Raw genomic sequence first — 13,028 nt, forward strand, 5'->3', positions numbered from 1 at the left:
TTATAGGATTACCTTGATTAATTCCCACAATTCATCGGCATATAAGAATATGTTCGTGAAGTTTTAGTTGTGACATATTCAATTTGCTGTTTGTATATAAAGTAGCCGATCCTTCGTACGTAGCATGTTTTTACATTTATAGTCATTGCCATTTTGAAAGTCGACAGAAATCAGGTTGTAAGCATATGATCTGAAGTTTTTGTGGGCATTTTCTTTGCTCAGTTAGTCATAATGTAGACGAATGTGTTGTAAATACTTGTTTTAATCCGTCTAAGTCGTCCATCCACTGTTAGTGTTGTGGCATGACCGCAGGGGTACGTTTACGAGCGGAATGCGCGAAAATGTCTCAGCAGCTCAAGCAGACACATTTTCGCACCGAATAAGCTGGGCAATCGGATTATCATCCGTCCAGGCATTGTCCATGGCCCTGCTAGTGTTGTGCCATGCGGCAGCCTTCGTTTACTTGCCAATGACCGAATCATGTCGCAGCAGTGCAATGAGACCAGATTGTCTCATCCAGCTTCACCCAGCTGTCACCCTGTATGCTCTACCCGTAAATTCATTACCATGGCGCCGCGAACGGCGCCGGACAGTGGTTTTTGCACGCGATGCTTTCCATTCATAAGAAGGTGAAGCTGAGTACCAGAGATGTCGTTCTTCACCGCATTCAGCCCAGCTGACATCCAGTATCCACTGCCCGCGATACAGGCACAGGACAACAGTGAACAGGCACTGCCACAAGTGGTTTTGTACGCTGAACACTTCTTCATCAATCACAATCCCAAGCGGAGCTGACCACAGATGTCGTTCTTCACCGCAGCCATCAAAGCTGACTTGTAGCACTAACTGCAAGTGGCGCCTGGTTGAGCACATCAGTGAACAGGCACAACCACAAGTGGCGCTGTTCGTAGAACCCTTCTTACGAACATCATTTGGCTGGACGAGTTGACCCACACGTCGCGTCTCCGAGCTGCAGCATGACTGTACTGTTTCTGCGTGGACTCGGTGCGTACTGAGCTGCATCGATCACGCGCAACCGCAAGTGCACAGTCTACAGACCACCGATTCTGAACGTCACGTCGTGGCAGTCAAGGGCACATTGCTGGAAATCCTGCCAAAAGCTGCACCACTGACGAAGGCGTTGCTGGAGGAGTCGGTGATGTACCTGGAACTGAACCGTTGCGGCTACAGCATCCGAATTGACTGTGCAGACCACGGAACTGGAGCGAGCGTCGTGGGAGCAAGTCCGCGTCGCATTGCTCGGAAATCGAGCCGATAAAGGCACCACCGGTGCAGGACATGCTGCACGAGTCGCTCGATGAACCTGGCAATCGCCGTCGCTGCCGCCAAAACGACCGAAATGAATGAGCTGTCCAAGGAACTGGCAGGAGGTCAACTAGTTGACCTTCCTGGGTTACGACGAGTTCACTGATTTCGATCAGGCCGATGACGGCCAATATGCAGGAAATCCTGACCAGAACTCGCTAACCTCGGCTTCGCCGACGATGCTGACGCACCGAACTGACCAATGAAGACCGCTACCTGGAATGACTGATGGGCAACCACTTGACCTACCTGGGTTACGAAGCGTACCCTGTTGTCGATCAGGCCGAAGGCGGCGCATATCGAATCCGACCAGAACACCTTCCTCGGCCTGACCCAGACTACGTGTCGCATCGGTCTGACCAACGACGACCGCCACATCAAAGACTATGCCATGAACACCGCTTCATGAACCTGTACACCTCGTCTGTCGTACGGCGAAAGCCGTGCATGTGATCCGCGTTCATCCGTCGCAAGGTCTACCGGAACTCACGTGTCGCTCCGTGACATCGAGGCCGACGGCTCACGTGATCAAGGAACTGACTCAGGTTCTGGAAGTGCTGCCGTGTGACGACCTGTTCCAGAGTCCGGTCGACAAACGTGCGTGTCATCACCGTTGATGTCGATCGTGCAGATCGAGGAACTCGAACGACGCTCCGTGTGTTCCAGCGCCAAGACTCACGTAGGGACGTAACTGGCTCAGTTTCTGGACGTACGTGCCTCGTGACGATCTATTCCAGCCTCCGTTCGCCAGAACTATTCAGCACCGTGATGTCGATCGTGCAGCTCCATGAAGGCCACACGATCTGTGAATTCCTGCGCACATACTTGTCCGAGTCGTTTCTGCTCCTGCGTGGCCAACTGATCCTCGCGACATCTACTCGACCAACCGCATCGCCAGACGACTCGCAGCAATTGAAAAATGAAGTGCCTGCAGGCCTGCCGCAGCTGCGCATTGAGGACGTACTTCTCCGAGACCGTTGCAAGCTTCGGCGAAGCCAACTGCATCAACGTGCTGGCCGACTACCCGAAAAACTTCCTGGCCATCTACCGCGCAGCAATTGGACAACGCAGTGATCCAGGCCGTGGTCGCAGCATGCAGGACGACTATGCTCACCCTGAGCGCGAAGAAACCTTTGGCGAAGCCAACTTCTACCAACGTGCTGGCCGACTGGTCCACGCAAGGCTTCCCTGCCAGCTGTATCACGAGCGATACGCAGCGCATTCGGCCGTGTTCGACATGCAGCCGATCTTGGACAACCTGAGCGAGACGACGCTGCTGGCCATGAGTTCTCGTACCAGCCTGCTGTCACACTAACGGCCGCGAGTTCTGGACTGCACGACTGTATCACGCCGATCACCGCCGCTGAAGGCCTGTCCGACGTGCTGCCGATCCAGGAACACCACGGCCTACGCGTGCAGGATGCGTTCCCGTACCACCTGCGTCCATAGCAACTGCCGCGAATTCTGCGATCCACCGACTTTGTGTTGACCGCCGGCCTGCCATGGCTGGACGTGGCGCTGCAGCAAGTCAACGACCCGCTACCTGACGCAGATTCGCCTGGACATCGACCTTGGCTAGATCGCCGAGCACGCTGAACAATCACACCGACTGATGCTGCTCGCCGACCTGCCCTGGTTGTACAAGACGCTGTTTCGTACCTAGGCCCGCAAGCTCTGCAGCGAGGATCTGGACGCTAAGCAACAACGTCTGGAACATGGCCATGCAGCCTGCACTGAACGACATTGACATCGCTCAACGAACTGACCCGGTTGATCCAGCGTCGTTATCTGGACCTGATCACCGCAACGCTGGGCAGCGAAGATCTAGCCGACCAACACCAACGTCTAGAACAAGCCATCGTGACTTCAGCTGGACGACGTTCAAGTCCTCAACGAAGATCGCCTCGAGCTGTCGAAACCTGTGCCGCAGATCGAAATCAACGTTTACTCACCACACTTCGAAGGCGAGCACCTACGCCAACGGCCATGTAACACGTGGTAGTTCAGCTTCAAGTTCAACCGTGCAGAAGATCCTTGCGCTACCGAAGTCCTCGGCCTGGTCAAAGTTCAGCAATCTTGAATAACTCGGTCATCGTGTCGAAGGCGTGCGACGTGCGGCTTCCTGCCATGTTGCTCGTGGTGGACTGGGCTGGTCCGACCGTGACGAAGACTTGCGTACCGAAGTCCTCGGCCTGGTAACCGCATCATCAATTCGAAGCAGTTGGACATCGTACCGGAGAATGTGAAAGACGGCAACCTGCCGTATCGCCTGCCAACGTCGTGCGGCATGACGACGATGACCCGTACCTGGTGGTCGCGGCGGACAATGGCACTGCTACCGCATCTTCGATATCGGGCCTAATGGACATCACCAACAACCTGAACGACTTCAAACTCGGTGACGCGTTCGCGTCACGGTGGTTCGGCATGATTACGATGACCCGAACCTGGTGATCACGGCGGCCAAGGGCACGTGGGTCAACGTACATCGCGACATCCGCGAGCACGGCATCAATGTCCATGGACTACAGCATCAGGGTCGGTCGACGTGTTCGACATGTCCGGTGATTTGTTCGGTAACGACCAGAAGAAAATGGACATCACTGCCACAGGTTGCGTGCGTTCAACGTACATGCACCACTTTCTCGATCGCGGCATCCATATCCAGGCAGCCAGCATCACGGAGCGTCAGCGCATGTTCGATCTGGCGCGTTCGACGTGGTTCGAGTACGACGACCAGCATGATGTCCGAAGGCAGCTGCAACTTGTTGCGTAGCGTTGAAGCACATCGCACATCTCGTTATCGATCCGAAAGCGCGCTTCAGCCATCCAGCTTCGCCAAGCGTGAGCGCCTGATCGAACTGCCGTGAACGGCCTTGTCTGACTACGACCGGAGGATCATGCTGTGAAGACGGCGGTATCTTGTCACTTAGCGTGAAGAGCCATCACCGAACTCGCCACCGATGAACGAGCGACAAGGCCAACGATGCCGATACGCGTGACCGGGACCGAACTGCGCTGCAACGTCTTGGTCAAGGCGCCGGTAAGCTCTGCATGATGGAACTGGGTCGTGTGGAGTTCGGTACTCAATGGTGACAGTTCCAACACCGACATCCACGCCAATGTCGGTGACAAGGCCACTGCTGCGATTACGACGTGAACATCAACGAACTGTGCTGCAACGAAGTGGTTGAGGGCGGTAACCTCGACATGACCCAACTAAGTCGAATGGAGATCAGTCTCACTGGCGGCAGTTCCAAGACCGACTACATCGAGAAGTCTGGTGGCGTGGACTGCACCAACTACGAAGCAGACACAGGTCCAGATCCTGGCTGCCCGCCGTGGTTCATGCGCGGATCGCCGAGTACAAGCGTCTGATAAGCAACGCAAGCAGTTGGTGGCAAGCATGATCGTACGAAGTCGGTAGTCTGGTGCTGAGCGAAGAACAACAAGCCGAACTCGATGCTGCAGTCCCTGGTCTGACCCGTCCTGAGCTGTCTGTGCTGATCGTCGAGTACAAGCGTCAGATCGAGCGACCAGGAGCAGCTGCTGTGGCACGCTGGTATCGTACGATCGAGTACCTGCCGACCGACGAGCAACTGGCCAAACGGCGTTGCTGCCGACCCTGGTCAGACCCGTTCTCTGAAGCCATGCGTCGTTACTGATCTCGAAGCGCAAGATCGACCTCACGGAGCATCTGCTGAACTCTCTGGTGCCGAACGACAAGTACCTGACCTTCGTACAAAGGCACACAGCGTTCACCGGCATGACCCTGGTCAGCAAGTTGTCTGACGCCATACGTCGTCACCGTCTGAAGCGTGAGATCTTCCATCACCCAGATTGGTACCGATCAGATCGAAGCACATGGACATCACCTAGGTTCAACGGCTCAACGAGTCCACTGGAGCTGACCTGGACGAACTGATGCGTCTGGCGCCTACGTGCTACGTGCGTGAGATCTTGCATCTCCCACACTGGAACGATCAGAACGCAGCGCTTGACGTCGCAGATTTCGGTCTGCACGTGACAGAGCTGGATCTGAAGCTGGACGAACTGCTGCGTCTGGGCCATCCGCGACAACTGGCAGGCGTGGTATCCTGCGTATGTCGCCGCCGCAAGTAGCAGAACTGCTGGCGCGTAAGGTGGCGCATTACGGTCCGCACCTCTACACGCAGCTGCCGATCATCGAAGCTGGCCGAACTGCTGAGCGGCGAGAATCCAGCGCAAAGTGGCCAAGGCGTACTATCAGGCGTATGTCGCGCGCTGGATATCACCTGGTACATTTCGCAGATCAGCGTCTGGTGGCGGTTGACTACCCACCTCTACAGGCTGCTGGCCCGCTCATCGAAGCGCGCCGACGTCGACTGGCCAGGAACGCGCCGAAGTGACCATCGGCGTACTTCGCCGTGGGCAGCGCGGTGGACATCGGACGTGGTACATTACGCCGATCAGCGCCTTGCTGGATGAAGCAGAACTGGCAGGCCCTGGCCCTCGAAGCGTTCGGCGACGCCATCGACTGGTAGCAATCCGTGCCGCGATCAGCATCGCCGTACTGCAAGTATGTGGTGGTGAATCGCGACGTTGAACGCCGTCTGGCACTGAGCGATGAAGCAGAATGATGCCATGCTGCGGCAACTGCTGAGCTTGCGCCATGCTGGTGAAAATCCGTTGCCTGCAACAGCACCGACTACATTATGATATGCGGTGGCTAATTTTGAGCTGCAAGGATTTGTGTTGTTTGATCTGGCTCTATGGCAGTTAAGCCAGCTGCGACAAATATTGCAGTGATCTTGATACCTGTTTGAGTAGCCGTTGCAATGAAAACGCCCTTGCATTGAGCGATGCAGGTGCTATTTTTGACTGCAAGTTATTTGTGTTGTTTAGTATCAAGCATCTATCACATGACCAGCCAGCCTGGTCAGCAATATTCCAGTGTTCGCGATACCTGTTGAAACTTCGTTGCAACGATTCGAACTTGACCATCGCTGATGTCTTATTAATCACTGCAAGTAATGTGTTTGTAACGTATGAAGCATCGACCCATGACCTGCGTCAACTCTTTTGCCTCAAATTCTTTCGCCGACTGGATAAACTTCTGCAACTTCCGAACCTAAACATCCTGTTGCTGATTCATATCCGCCATAATGTCCTCCGAACTGCTTGAAGTCCTCACCAGACTGTGCGTGACGACAATTGCCATCAGATCCGGATTGGCCGTCCCGATATAGTCTGCATTTCCGGATACATCAACATCCGCGCTCACATTGGCGTTGCAGTTCGAGACTGTTCGAGGTAATCCACTGGCATGTGCGGTTTCGACAATGGCGACGTAGGCATCGTGGATTGGCTGCACCAGCAGGCTCTGCATGTCCGGATACACCGTTACCGAGCCGAATTGGCGTTGCAGCTAGGCTTTCAGCCAATCCACCGTCATGTCCGGTTTCGACGTGAGTGACTTAGGCGTCGTAGATCGACTACACCAGCGAGACATCTGGACCACTTTACACCTGGGTGGCGGTGTTGCGTCCTAGTAGTTGGGTGAATATAGTGTCGATAGAGGAAAGTGCTTTCGGAGCTGTAGGAAGAGACCCAGCGAGACACCGGTACCACTGATATCACCAAGGTAGTGGCAACTGCAAGTTTCCTAGTGAGTCTCGGGTGAAGTAACTTCAGTCGAGAGAAGACAGCGGTTTCGGAGCGTTGATTAAATAGAACCGGCGGACAGACGCCTCAAACTACTATCGCCAAGGTACTGGCAAAGACAACGTTACAATTGGCTGAATCTCCTGTGAAGCAACTTCAGTCTTAAAGTCAGTAAGCGTGTCTAGATTAATTACCTCGAGACCTACAACAGTCGCAACTCAGACAATTACCGCCTTTTATTTATGACTGGTAAAACAACCTAACAATTGTTTGAATGAGTATCATGCACTAGCTCTTATTGGCTGTAAGCGTTCATGATTAATTGCCACGAGCAATCAAACCGGCTTGCACATGCTAACAATTTTCGAGCTTAAATGCTCGGAACTGGCTGGCTCTTACCAGTACTATCCTTTTTTGAAAGTGATCGGTAGCACATGCTTGACCTGGGAAAGGATCATGCCTACGAGCAACGTAGGCCATGGCGTTGCTCTTGCTGTGATTTTTGGCGATCGAGGACTGGTCGGAATTGTAATCGACTTCGTATCAGTCCTGGCCTTTTTTGTCAGTGATCGGTTTTTCAGCATCTTGACCTGCAGGACCACGATTTTCTCGTACGGAGCATCGTATGCCATGGGCCAGTGCCGAATCGCTGATTGTGAGGGCTCGAGCGACTGAGCGGGTTTGTAATCAAGTTCAGGATTATCATGGCTTATTAGCTGGATACGTTTTTGAGCATCTGGTCCTGCAGGACGTAGATTTTCTGGGCCGGGGTATCGGTGCCAAGGGCCAATGTTCGGGAAGCTTTGATGGTGAGGGCCAGATCTGGGGGATTTGAGCGGCAATCAAATGCAGGCCATTGCTGGTAAGTCAGCTCGGATAAGTTTTTGAGTCGTTCATTAGATTAGTTCACGATACACGGGTTATTGAAACTGGCAATGTTCGAGACGATTGGGTGAGTAAGTCTAAAGGATTGTCAACGCATTGAAATCCACGCTATCGCTGGCCAGCCAACTGTCGATCAGGTTTATGAAGTCGTTGATTTGCTTTGTGAATGAAATACGCCTGTATGGGCGCTTCGGCTTGCCAGCGATGGCGTCAGACCGTCCAACGATTGGAACAGAGTTGCAATGCACGCTATTGACCATGTAGGACTGTCGATCCGGTCGATTACGCGCAGGGCTTTCGGACGATTGAACTGCACCTGCATGCGCCGCTCCTCCGATCTGCCAGCGGCAGCGCTGCACCGTGTAGCGGTGGTTGATCACTTCGTTGGACATTGGTCGACCATTTCTGAATCGCAGGCCGGACGAATTCTGCTCATTGAGGTATCAACGATCTTGTGCAACTGCTAGGCCAGCTCCTCCGATCGGCCGGCATCAGCCATCACCAATACGGCTGTTAATCAGTTCGTAGGCCAATGCTCACACTCCAGAATCCTGTTGGACGAATGTTGCTCATTGCGGTCTAACGCGATGTCGCAGTCTAGCGTCTCGATGGCGCCGAAACACCAAGTACATCCCGCATCTTGGGGGTTACTGGTAATAGAAGCCATCGATGGCGTACAGCCACGACCTGTTGCCGAATTTTGCGCAGTTCGATCACCAGCGGGAAATCGATGTCCAGGGACTCGATGGTGCCGAACACCGCCAAGTACAACCCGGTTCTTGGTGGCTACTGGTCCTAGAAGCCATCGATGGCGTACAGGTCGACTTCGACCATTTTTGCCAGGATTCGCTCACGGCGCTGGGCATAAATGGATAGGGAGCTTGCAGAAGAGCTTGATGAGACAACCTTCGGCGCTGAAGTTGGCCAGCGGCCATTGCGGCAGCGATGGAGGCATGCAGATCAGTGAGCTGCATGCGCGCCAGGATCACCGCTTCGCGAATCGCCTGCGGCATAAATGGTGTAACCGCGGCGGATGTGCTTGAGCAGACAGGGTTCTTCGATGAAGTTGCCGACGTAGGCGCCGATAGCGCGCATGATGGAGCTTATGCAGCGAATCAGTCGAGCTGCCCTTGTCGCGGATCATCGCTGTCGATAATCGTCGTCGATGATGATCGCGTAACCGAGTTCATGAGCTCGGGCGAGCAAAGTTTTCGCGACGGTGCCTGACTCATCGGCGATGCCTAGCGGGAACTGATGCGAGCTTGTGTCAGCGTAGATCAGTCGGGCTGCCCTCGTAGCGGAATTCGCTGTCATAGTCGACCTCGATGATGCTCTTGCGCAGTTCATGGGCCCGCGCGAGCACAGCTTCGCGCCGTGCGTGCCGAACATCAGCATGCGCCAGCGGGTAGCCTGGATGTTCCATCGTCACGTAGACTGCCGGGGCGGATCAGCCCTCGGGTAATCCGGTCGAGCTGAATCTGTTGCGCATCCAGTTGCACACCGACGATGTCGTCGTCCTGAGAGTTCACGCCACGAGCAACCGCGCTGTGCGGGTCGCTGGGATCTTCGCATCGCCAGCAGGCCTTCCGGCAGGCTGTATCAGCACTTTGGTAATCAGGTCCATCTGCCTGTAGCGCGTGGTAGCACACCACGATGTCAGTCATCCTGACAGTACACTGGCCCTTGAAAACGTGATGTGCGCGGGCGATGACGTCATAGCGCAGCGAACCGTCAGAGCTTCCGGCATGCTGTAGGAACACCTTTAGAATGGGCCATCTGTCGCATCACGTTGGAGACGCAGCTGCGCCAGTCATCCTGGGGAAACTGGCCCTTGCTGTTTGCGCTGCCACTGACGTCATAGCGCAGCGAAGCCTTAAGTGTCGTATGCCGCATGAACACCGGTGAGGAAATTCTCGCTAGGTGAGCTGCGCATCAGTGTCGGAACTGGTCATTTCGCGAGATCGGCATTTGCTTTGCGCAGCAAGCGGCGTCGAGCGCGCAGTTGACGTAAGTGCCTTTGGCGATGACGCCGGTGATTCAATTGTCGTCGGTGAGTTGCTGGTACAAGTGATCGGCCATGATCCTTGCGGCGATTGATTACGACATGCAGTTGCATAGCGAGCAAGGGGCTGGGCGGCAATTGCGTGCTGGCGGCCAGATTACTCCCGAATTCAATATCGCCGCGCAGTTGCGTAGTACAACTGACCGGCCAAATTGGCATAGGGCCCTGTGATAACTGACATGCCAGTTCGATAGCGATGTGTCTGCTGCGATCTATGTTGAATGTGCTTGCCCGATTACTGGCGAATGCAGTATCGACAGAAATGTTGTTTTACTTGAATCAGTAATCTGCCAAATTTTCATAGGGCCCTGTGGGAGCTGTAACGTTGCCCAACGATAGCGGTGTGACTGCTGACATCTATGTTGCATGTGATTGCCCGATCGCTGGCCATCCATGTCCCACAGACATGTTGATTATTACATTGCATCAGTGGACAGCCATTAAATCGATGAATTGGGGCTGTAAGCGTTGCCCAAGCAGCGCTTAGCATGAAATCACTCTTCTGCTGCACCTGAGTCCCGATCCATGTCCTCGCAACTGAATTACTACAGCGTTCATCACCGACAAGCATTCGATGAAAGCGCTGCTTGCAGGTGAGACGGATCGGCGCTTGTACGCCATCGCAGTCTGAGCATCGAACCGCGGCTTCTTCAACCTGCTCGAACGATCGGCGCTGGCCTCGCAACTCAACGGCTGTCACGCTTCTGGCGGACCGCCGGATGCCTGACGATGTTTACCAGCAGGGGCGGGAACAGTTGAGACGAGATCGGCACTTGTAGGCCCTCGCAGTCTGGCGCGACAGCGACTTCATCAACCAGCTGGAATCGGGTGGCGGTGAGCTTTGGCCCGATTCCGTCACGCTGCTTGCTGACGAGCCGGTTGCCTGACGCTGTTTACGAGCCGGCGCGTGGAACAGTTCCCACGAGACGGACGTGGTGAATGCCTGACTATGGCCGCTCCGCGACCATTAACAGCTGGAATCGCGTGACGGTGAGCATTCGCCACGCTCTGCGAGGGAATGCCTCAGGAGCCGTTGATCGCTTCCACGTGACGCGGCGCGTCACGGCTGCATTCCCACGCATTCGCGTGGGAATGCCTCTAGGTACACAGTGCGTTCAGTGACGCTGAGCGTCATTTGCTGCATTCCCACGCTCTGCGTGGGAATGCCTCTAGGGACGCTCCGCGTCCAGTGACGCAGAGCGTCACGGGCTGCATTCCCACGCAGTAGCGTGGGAACGATCAGGTAAAAGTGGTTCGGTGGCTGTGGTTTTGATCGTTCCCACGCTCTGCGTGGGAATGCCTCTGGGGACGCTCCGCGTCCAGTGACGCAGAGCGTCACGGGCTGCATTCCCACGCAGGAGCGTGGGAACGATCAAAGCTAGTTCGGCGGCCGCTGCGGTTTCACCGACGTGCCAAACGTGTTGCCCATCCGCGTACTGGTGGCCGCCGGTGTCGCCAGCCCCACCTGATTCGGCGGACGCTTGTTGATCGGCACATTCATCGCTTCCTGATTCTTCTGCGCAGCCGCCGCGCCGTCGGGGTTGTTGCCCATCTGCTGGCTCAGGCAGTCGTAATTCGGCGCCTTGTAGCCCCCCACCGTCACCTCGACACAGCCCAGCGGCTGCTCCGCATGTGCAGCGCTAAACACCGTCAGCAGCAACCCGCCGAGGGCAACTTTCCAGACTGATTTCATGCCTGCCTCCTGGCCGGCCCGAAGGGGCCGCTCTAGCTCAGGAGTCTAGTGCAACGGTGGCGCCGATCCCGTGATGGTTTTTTTGCAGTGGCCGTCACACCAGATTCATAAACAGCCCTCAGGATGACGGTTTTCAGGGATACATCAGCCGTGCAGCGAGGCCGTGCCAGGGAGGATGTTGTGCGCTCAGCGCTCATGCGCCAGCTCTGTCTGGGGCTGCTGCTTGGCTTGTTTCTGAGCCGCGCCAGCGCCGACCCGATGCCGGCGACGATGCGCATGACGCTGCACATCCCGGCCCAGGAACTGGCCCGCGCCCTTGAACAGTTCAGCCGCGCCACCGGCATGGCGGTGCTGGTCGACAGTCAGTTGAGTCGCGGTCGACGCTCATTGGCGGTGGACGGTGAATTCACCGCTGCCGAAGCGTTGCGCCGGATGCTCGGCGGCAGCGGCTTGATGGCCAAGTACAGCCGCGACGACGCGTTCACCTTGCAAGTGGCGCAGGTCGAGGACGTGCCAATGCCGGCGGAGAAACCGACCCCCGCCAGCGCAGCGGTCAACCGCAGCTACGCCACGGCGGTGCAGGCGGCCATCGAGCGCAACCTGTGCCGCTCGCCGCTGACCCGGCCCGGCAGTTTTCGCGCGGTGTTGCAGCTGTGGATCGGCCGCGACGGCGTGGTGCAGCACAACCGGTTGGTCACCTCGACCGGCGATGTTCGGCGCGATGCCGCGCTGGTAGACAGTTTTCACACGCTCAAGATCGACCGGCCCACACCCGGCGCATTGCGCCAGCCAGTCACGTTGCTGTTGTTACCCGAATCGTCAGGAAAGCGCATGGAATGCACACAATGGGAAGGAGTTTCCGGGGGATGAAAGACGCCGGACAAAGTTCGATGGTCCAGCTGTTCCTGACGTCCTACGAGGACTTTCGGGTGCGCCTGCGACGCCGTCTCGGCTCGGAGGACCTGGCCAACGACGTGCTGCACGAAACCTACCTGCGGGTCGACCGCATGGAAGCGCCGCCGAACCTGCTGCGGCCCAACGCCTACCTCTATCGCATGGCCCTGAACATCGCCGCCGACCGCCGTCAGGCCGATGCGCGGCTGCTCACCGGCAGCGAAGTCGAAGAACTGCTGCAAGTCAGCGACGAAGCGCTGGACCCGATGCGCGTGGTCGGCGGCCAGAAGGAAATCCAGTCTCTGCTCAGCGCCCTCTACGAACTGCCGGCCCGGCGGCGCCGGATCTTCATCGCCGCACGGCTGGAAGAAGCGCCGCACCTGGAAATCTCCCAGCGTTTCGGCATCTCCACGCGCATGGTCGAGAAGGAAATCAAGGCTGCCCTCGGACACTGCGCGGCCAAACTGGAAAGAAAAGTGTTTCAGCGGTTCGGTCGCGGGGCCGGAAAACCGTCTAGTGAATGAA

Annotated in this window: 17 protein-coding genes; 12 read left to right on the plus strand and 5 right to left on the minus strand. The window is 56.1% G+C overall.

Going from position 1 to position 13,028, the window contains the following annotated elements; all coding sequences use genetic code 11:
• The first annotated feature begins 1,597 nt into the window (after positions 1 to 1,597).
• The 9 genes from AWU82_RS05755 (at position 1,598) to AWU82_RS05790 (ending at position 5,448) form a co-directional block, all read left to right on the plus strand.
• Entirely contained in the window at positions 1,598 to 1,735 is a 138-nt protein-coding gene (locus tag AWU82_RS05755) for a hypothetical protein (protein ID WP_190241552.1), read from the plus strand.
• 91 nt (positions 1,736 to 1,826) lie between these two features.
• A complete protein-coding gene (locus tag AWU82_RS29130; protein ID WP_223290676.1) occupies positions 1,827 to 1,943 on the plus strand; it encodes an NAD-glutamate dehydrogenase in 117 nt (38 codons plus the stop codon).
• A 302-nt stretch (positions 1,944 to 2,245) separates the two neighbouring features.
• Positions 2,246 to 2,641, plus strand: a complete 396-nt coding sequence (locus AWU82_RS05760) for a hypothetical protein (RefSeq protein ID WP_190241553.1) — start codon at positions 2,246 to 2,248, stop codon at positions 2,639 to 2,641.
• Between the two features lie 790 nt (positions 2,642 to 3,431).
• Positions 3,432 to 3,572 (plus strand): NAD-glutamate dehydrogenase domain-containing protein, encoded by a 141-nt coding sequence (locus AWU82_RS29545; protein ID WP_190241554.1) that lies wholly within the window; start codon positions 3,432 to 3,434, stop codon positions 3,570 to 3,572.
• 64 nt (positions 3,573 to 3,636) lie between these two features.
• Positions 3,637 to 3,780, plus strand: coding sequence for a hypothetical protein (locus tag AWU82_RS29550; RefSeq protein WP_418333521.1), 144 nt, complete (start codon positions 3,637 to 3,639; stop codon positions 3,778 to 3,780).
• A gap of 103 nt (positions 3,781 to 3,883) precedes the next feature.
• On the plus strand, positions 3,884 to 4,102 hold the full coding sequence (locus tag AWU82_RS29315; protein WP_250645309.1) for an NAD-glutamate dehydrogenase domain-containing protein: 219 nt from the start codon (positions 3,884 to 3,886) through the stop codon (positions 4,100 to 4,102).
• Between the two features lie 380 nt (positions 4,103 to 4,482).
• Positions 4,483 to 4,704 carry an NAD-glutamate dehydrogenase domain-containing protein gene (locus AWU82_RS05780; protein ID WP_190241557.1) on the plus strand — a complete coding sequence of 74 codons (222 nt, stop codon included), beginning with the start codon at positions 4,483 to 4,485 and terminating at the stop codon, positions 4,702 to 4,704.
• 53 nt (positions 4,705 to 4,757) lie between these two features.
• Positions 4,758 to 4,991 (plus strand): hypothetical protein, encoded by a 234-nt coding sequence (locus AWU82_RS05785; protein ID WP_190241558.1) that lies wholly within the window; start codon positions 4,758 to 4,760, stop codon positions 4,989 to 4,991.
• 259 nt (positions 4,992 to 5,250) lie between these two features.
• Entirely contained in the window at positions 5,251 to 5,448 is a 198-nt protein-coding gene (locus tag AWU82_RS05790; protein WP_190241559.1) for a hypothetical protein, read from the plus strand.
• Between the two features lie 988 nt (positions 5,449 to 6,436).
• On the opposite strand, the gene AWU82_RS05795 is transcribed toward AWU82_RS05790, so the two are convergent.
• Both AWU82_RS05795 and AWU82_RS05800 read right to left on the minus strand, forming a co-directional pair.
• Positions 6,437 to 6,694: a hypothetical protein gene (locus AWU82_RS05795; protein ID WP_190241560.1), complete on the minus strand. Its 258-nt coding sequence runs from the start codon at positions 6,692 to 6,694 to the stop codon at positions 6,437 to 6,439.
• A 1,237-nt stretch (positions 6,695 to 7,931) separates the two neighbouring features.
• Positions 7,932 to 8,246: a hypothetical protein gene (locus tag AWU82_RS05800; protein WP_190241561.1), complete on the minus strand. Its 315-nt coding sequence runs from the start codon at positions 8,244 to 8,246 to the stop codon at positions 7,932 to 7,934.
• A 277-nt stretch (positions 8,247 to 8,523) separates the two neighbouring features.
• Between AWU82_RS05800 and AWU82_RS29140 the strand changes: the two genes are divergently transcribed.
• Positions 8,524 to 8,730, plus strand: coding sequence for a hypothetical protein (locus AWU82_RS29140; RefSeq protein ID WP_223290677.1), 207 nt, complete (start codon positions 8,524 to 8,526; stop codon positions 8,728 to 8,730).
• A gap of 84 nt (positions 8,731 to 8,814) precedes the next feature.
• Here AWU82_RS29140 and AWU82_RS29325 read toward each other — a convergent pair whose 3' ends face one another.
• The 3 genes from AWU82_RS29325 to AWU82_RS05810 form a co-directional block, all read right to left on the minus strand.
• Positions 8,815 to 8,949 carry a hypothetical protein gene (locus AWU82_RS29325; RefSeq protein ID WP_257791466.1) on the minus strand — a complete coding sequence of 45 codons (135 nt, stop codon included), beginning with the start codon at positions 8,947 to 8,949 and terminating at the stop codon, positions 8,815 to 8,817.
• Between the two features lie 172 nt (positions 8,950 to 9,121).
• Positions 9,122 to 9,283 (minus strand): hypothetical protein, encoded by a 162-nt coding sequence (locus AWU82_RS29145; RefSeq protein ID WP_223290678.1) that lies wholly within the window; start codon positions 9,281 to 9,283, stop codon positions 9,122 to 9,124.
• A 2,011-nt stretch (positions 9,284 to 11,294) separates the two neighbouring features.
• Positions 11,295 to 11,609, minus strand: coding sequence for a hypothetical protein (locus AWU82_RS05810; protein WP_064381183.1), 315 nt, complete (start codon positions 11,607 to 11,609; stop codon positions 11,295 to 11,297).
• 195 nt (positions 11,610 to 11,804) lie between these two features.
• On the opposite strand from AWU82_RS05810, the gene AWU82_RS05815 reads away from it, so the two are divergent.
• Complete coding sequence (locus AWU82_RS05815) at positions 11,805 to 12,479, plus strand: STN domain-containing protein (RefSeq protein ID WP_064381184.1); 675 nt, start codon at positions 11,805 to 11,807, stop codon at positions 12,477 to 12,479.
• Positions 12,476 to 13,027: an RNA polymerase sigma factor gene (locus tag AWU82_RS05820; RefSeq protein ID WP_011334580.1), complete on the plus strand. Its 552-nt coding sequence runs from the start codon at positions 12,476 to 12,478 to the stop codon at positions 13,025 to 13,027. The genes AWU82_RS05815 and AWU82_RS05820 overlap by 4 nt, the downstream gene beginning before the upstream one ends.
• Position 13,028 lies beyond the last annotated feature (1 nt).

Source organism: Pseudomonas glycinae, from assembly GCF_001594225.2.
GTDB lineage: Bacteria > Pseudomonadota > Gammaproteobacteria > Pseudomonadales > Pseudomonadaceae > Aquipseudomonas > Aquipseudomonas glycinae.

What these genes read in the sequence shown, in the direction of transcription:
- AWU82_RS05810 (WP_064381183.1), bottom strand. Translation starts at nt 11,609, where the DNA reads ATGAAATCAGTCTGGAAAGTTGCCCTCGGCGGGTTGCTGCTGACGGTG.
- AWU82_RS29315 (WP_250645309.1), top strand. Translation starts at nt 3,884, where the DNA reads ATGTCCGGTGATTTGTTCGGTAACGACCAGAAGAAAATGGACATCACT.
- AWU82_RS05820 (WP_011334580.1), top strand. Translation starts at nt 12,476, where the DNA reads ATGAAAGACGCCGGACAAAGTTCGATGGTCCAGCTGTTCCTGACGTCC.
- AWU82_RS05790 (WP_190241559.1), top strand. Translation starts at nt 5,251, where the DNA reads ATGCGTCTGGCGCCTACGTGCTACGTGCGTGAGATCTTGCATCTCCCA.
- AWU82_RS05800 (WP_190241561.1), bottom strand. Translation starts at nt 8,246, where the DNA reads ATGTCCAACGAAGTGATCAACCACCGCTACACGGTGCAGCGCTGCCGC.
- AWU82_RS05760 (WP_190241553.1), top strand. Translation starts at nt 2,246, where the DNA reads ATGAAGTGCCTGCAGGCCTGCCGCAGCTGCGCATTGAGGACGTACTTC.
- AWU82_RS05815 (WP_064381184.1), top strand. Translation starts at nt 11,805, where the DNA reads ATGCGCCAGCTCTGTCTGGGGCTGCTGCTTGGCTTGTTTCTGAGCCGC.
- AWU82_RS29325 (WP_257791466.1), bottom strand. Translation starts at nt 8,949, where the DNA reads ATGCGCGCTATCGGCGCCTACGTCGGCAACTTCATCGAAGAACCCTGT.
- AWU82_RS29140 (WP_223290677.1), top strand. Translation starts at nt 8,524, where the DNA reads ATGGCGTACAGCCACGACCTGTTGCCGAATTTTGCGCAGTTCGATCAC.
- AWU82_RS05795 (WP_190241560.1), bottom strand. Translation starts at nt 6,694, where the DNA reads ATGCAGAGCCTGCTGGTGCAGCCAATCCACGATGCCTACGTCGCCATT.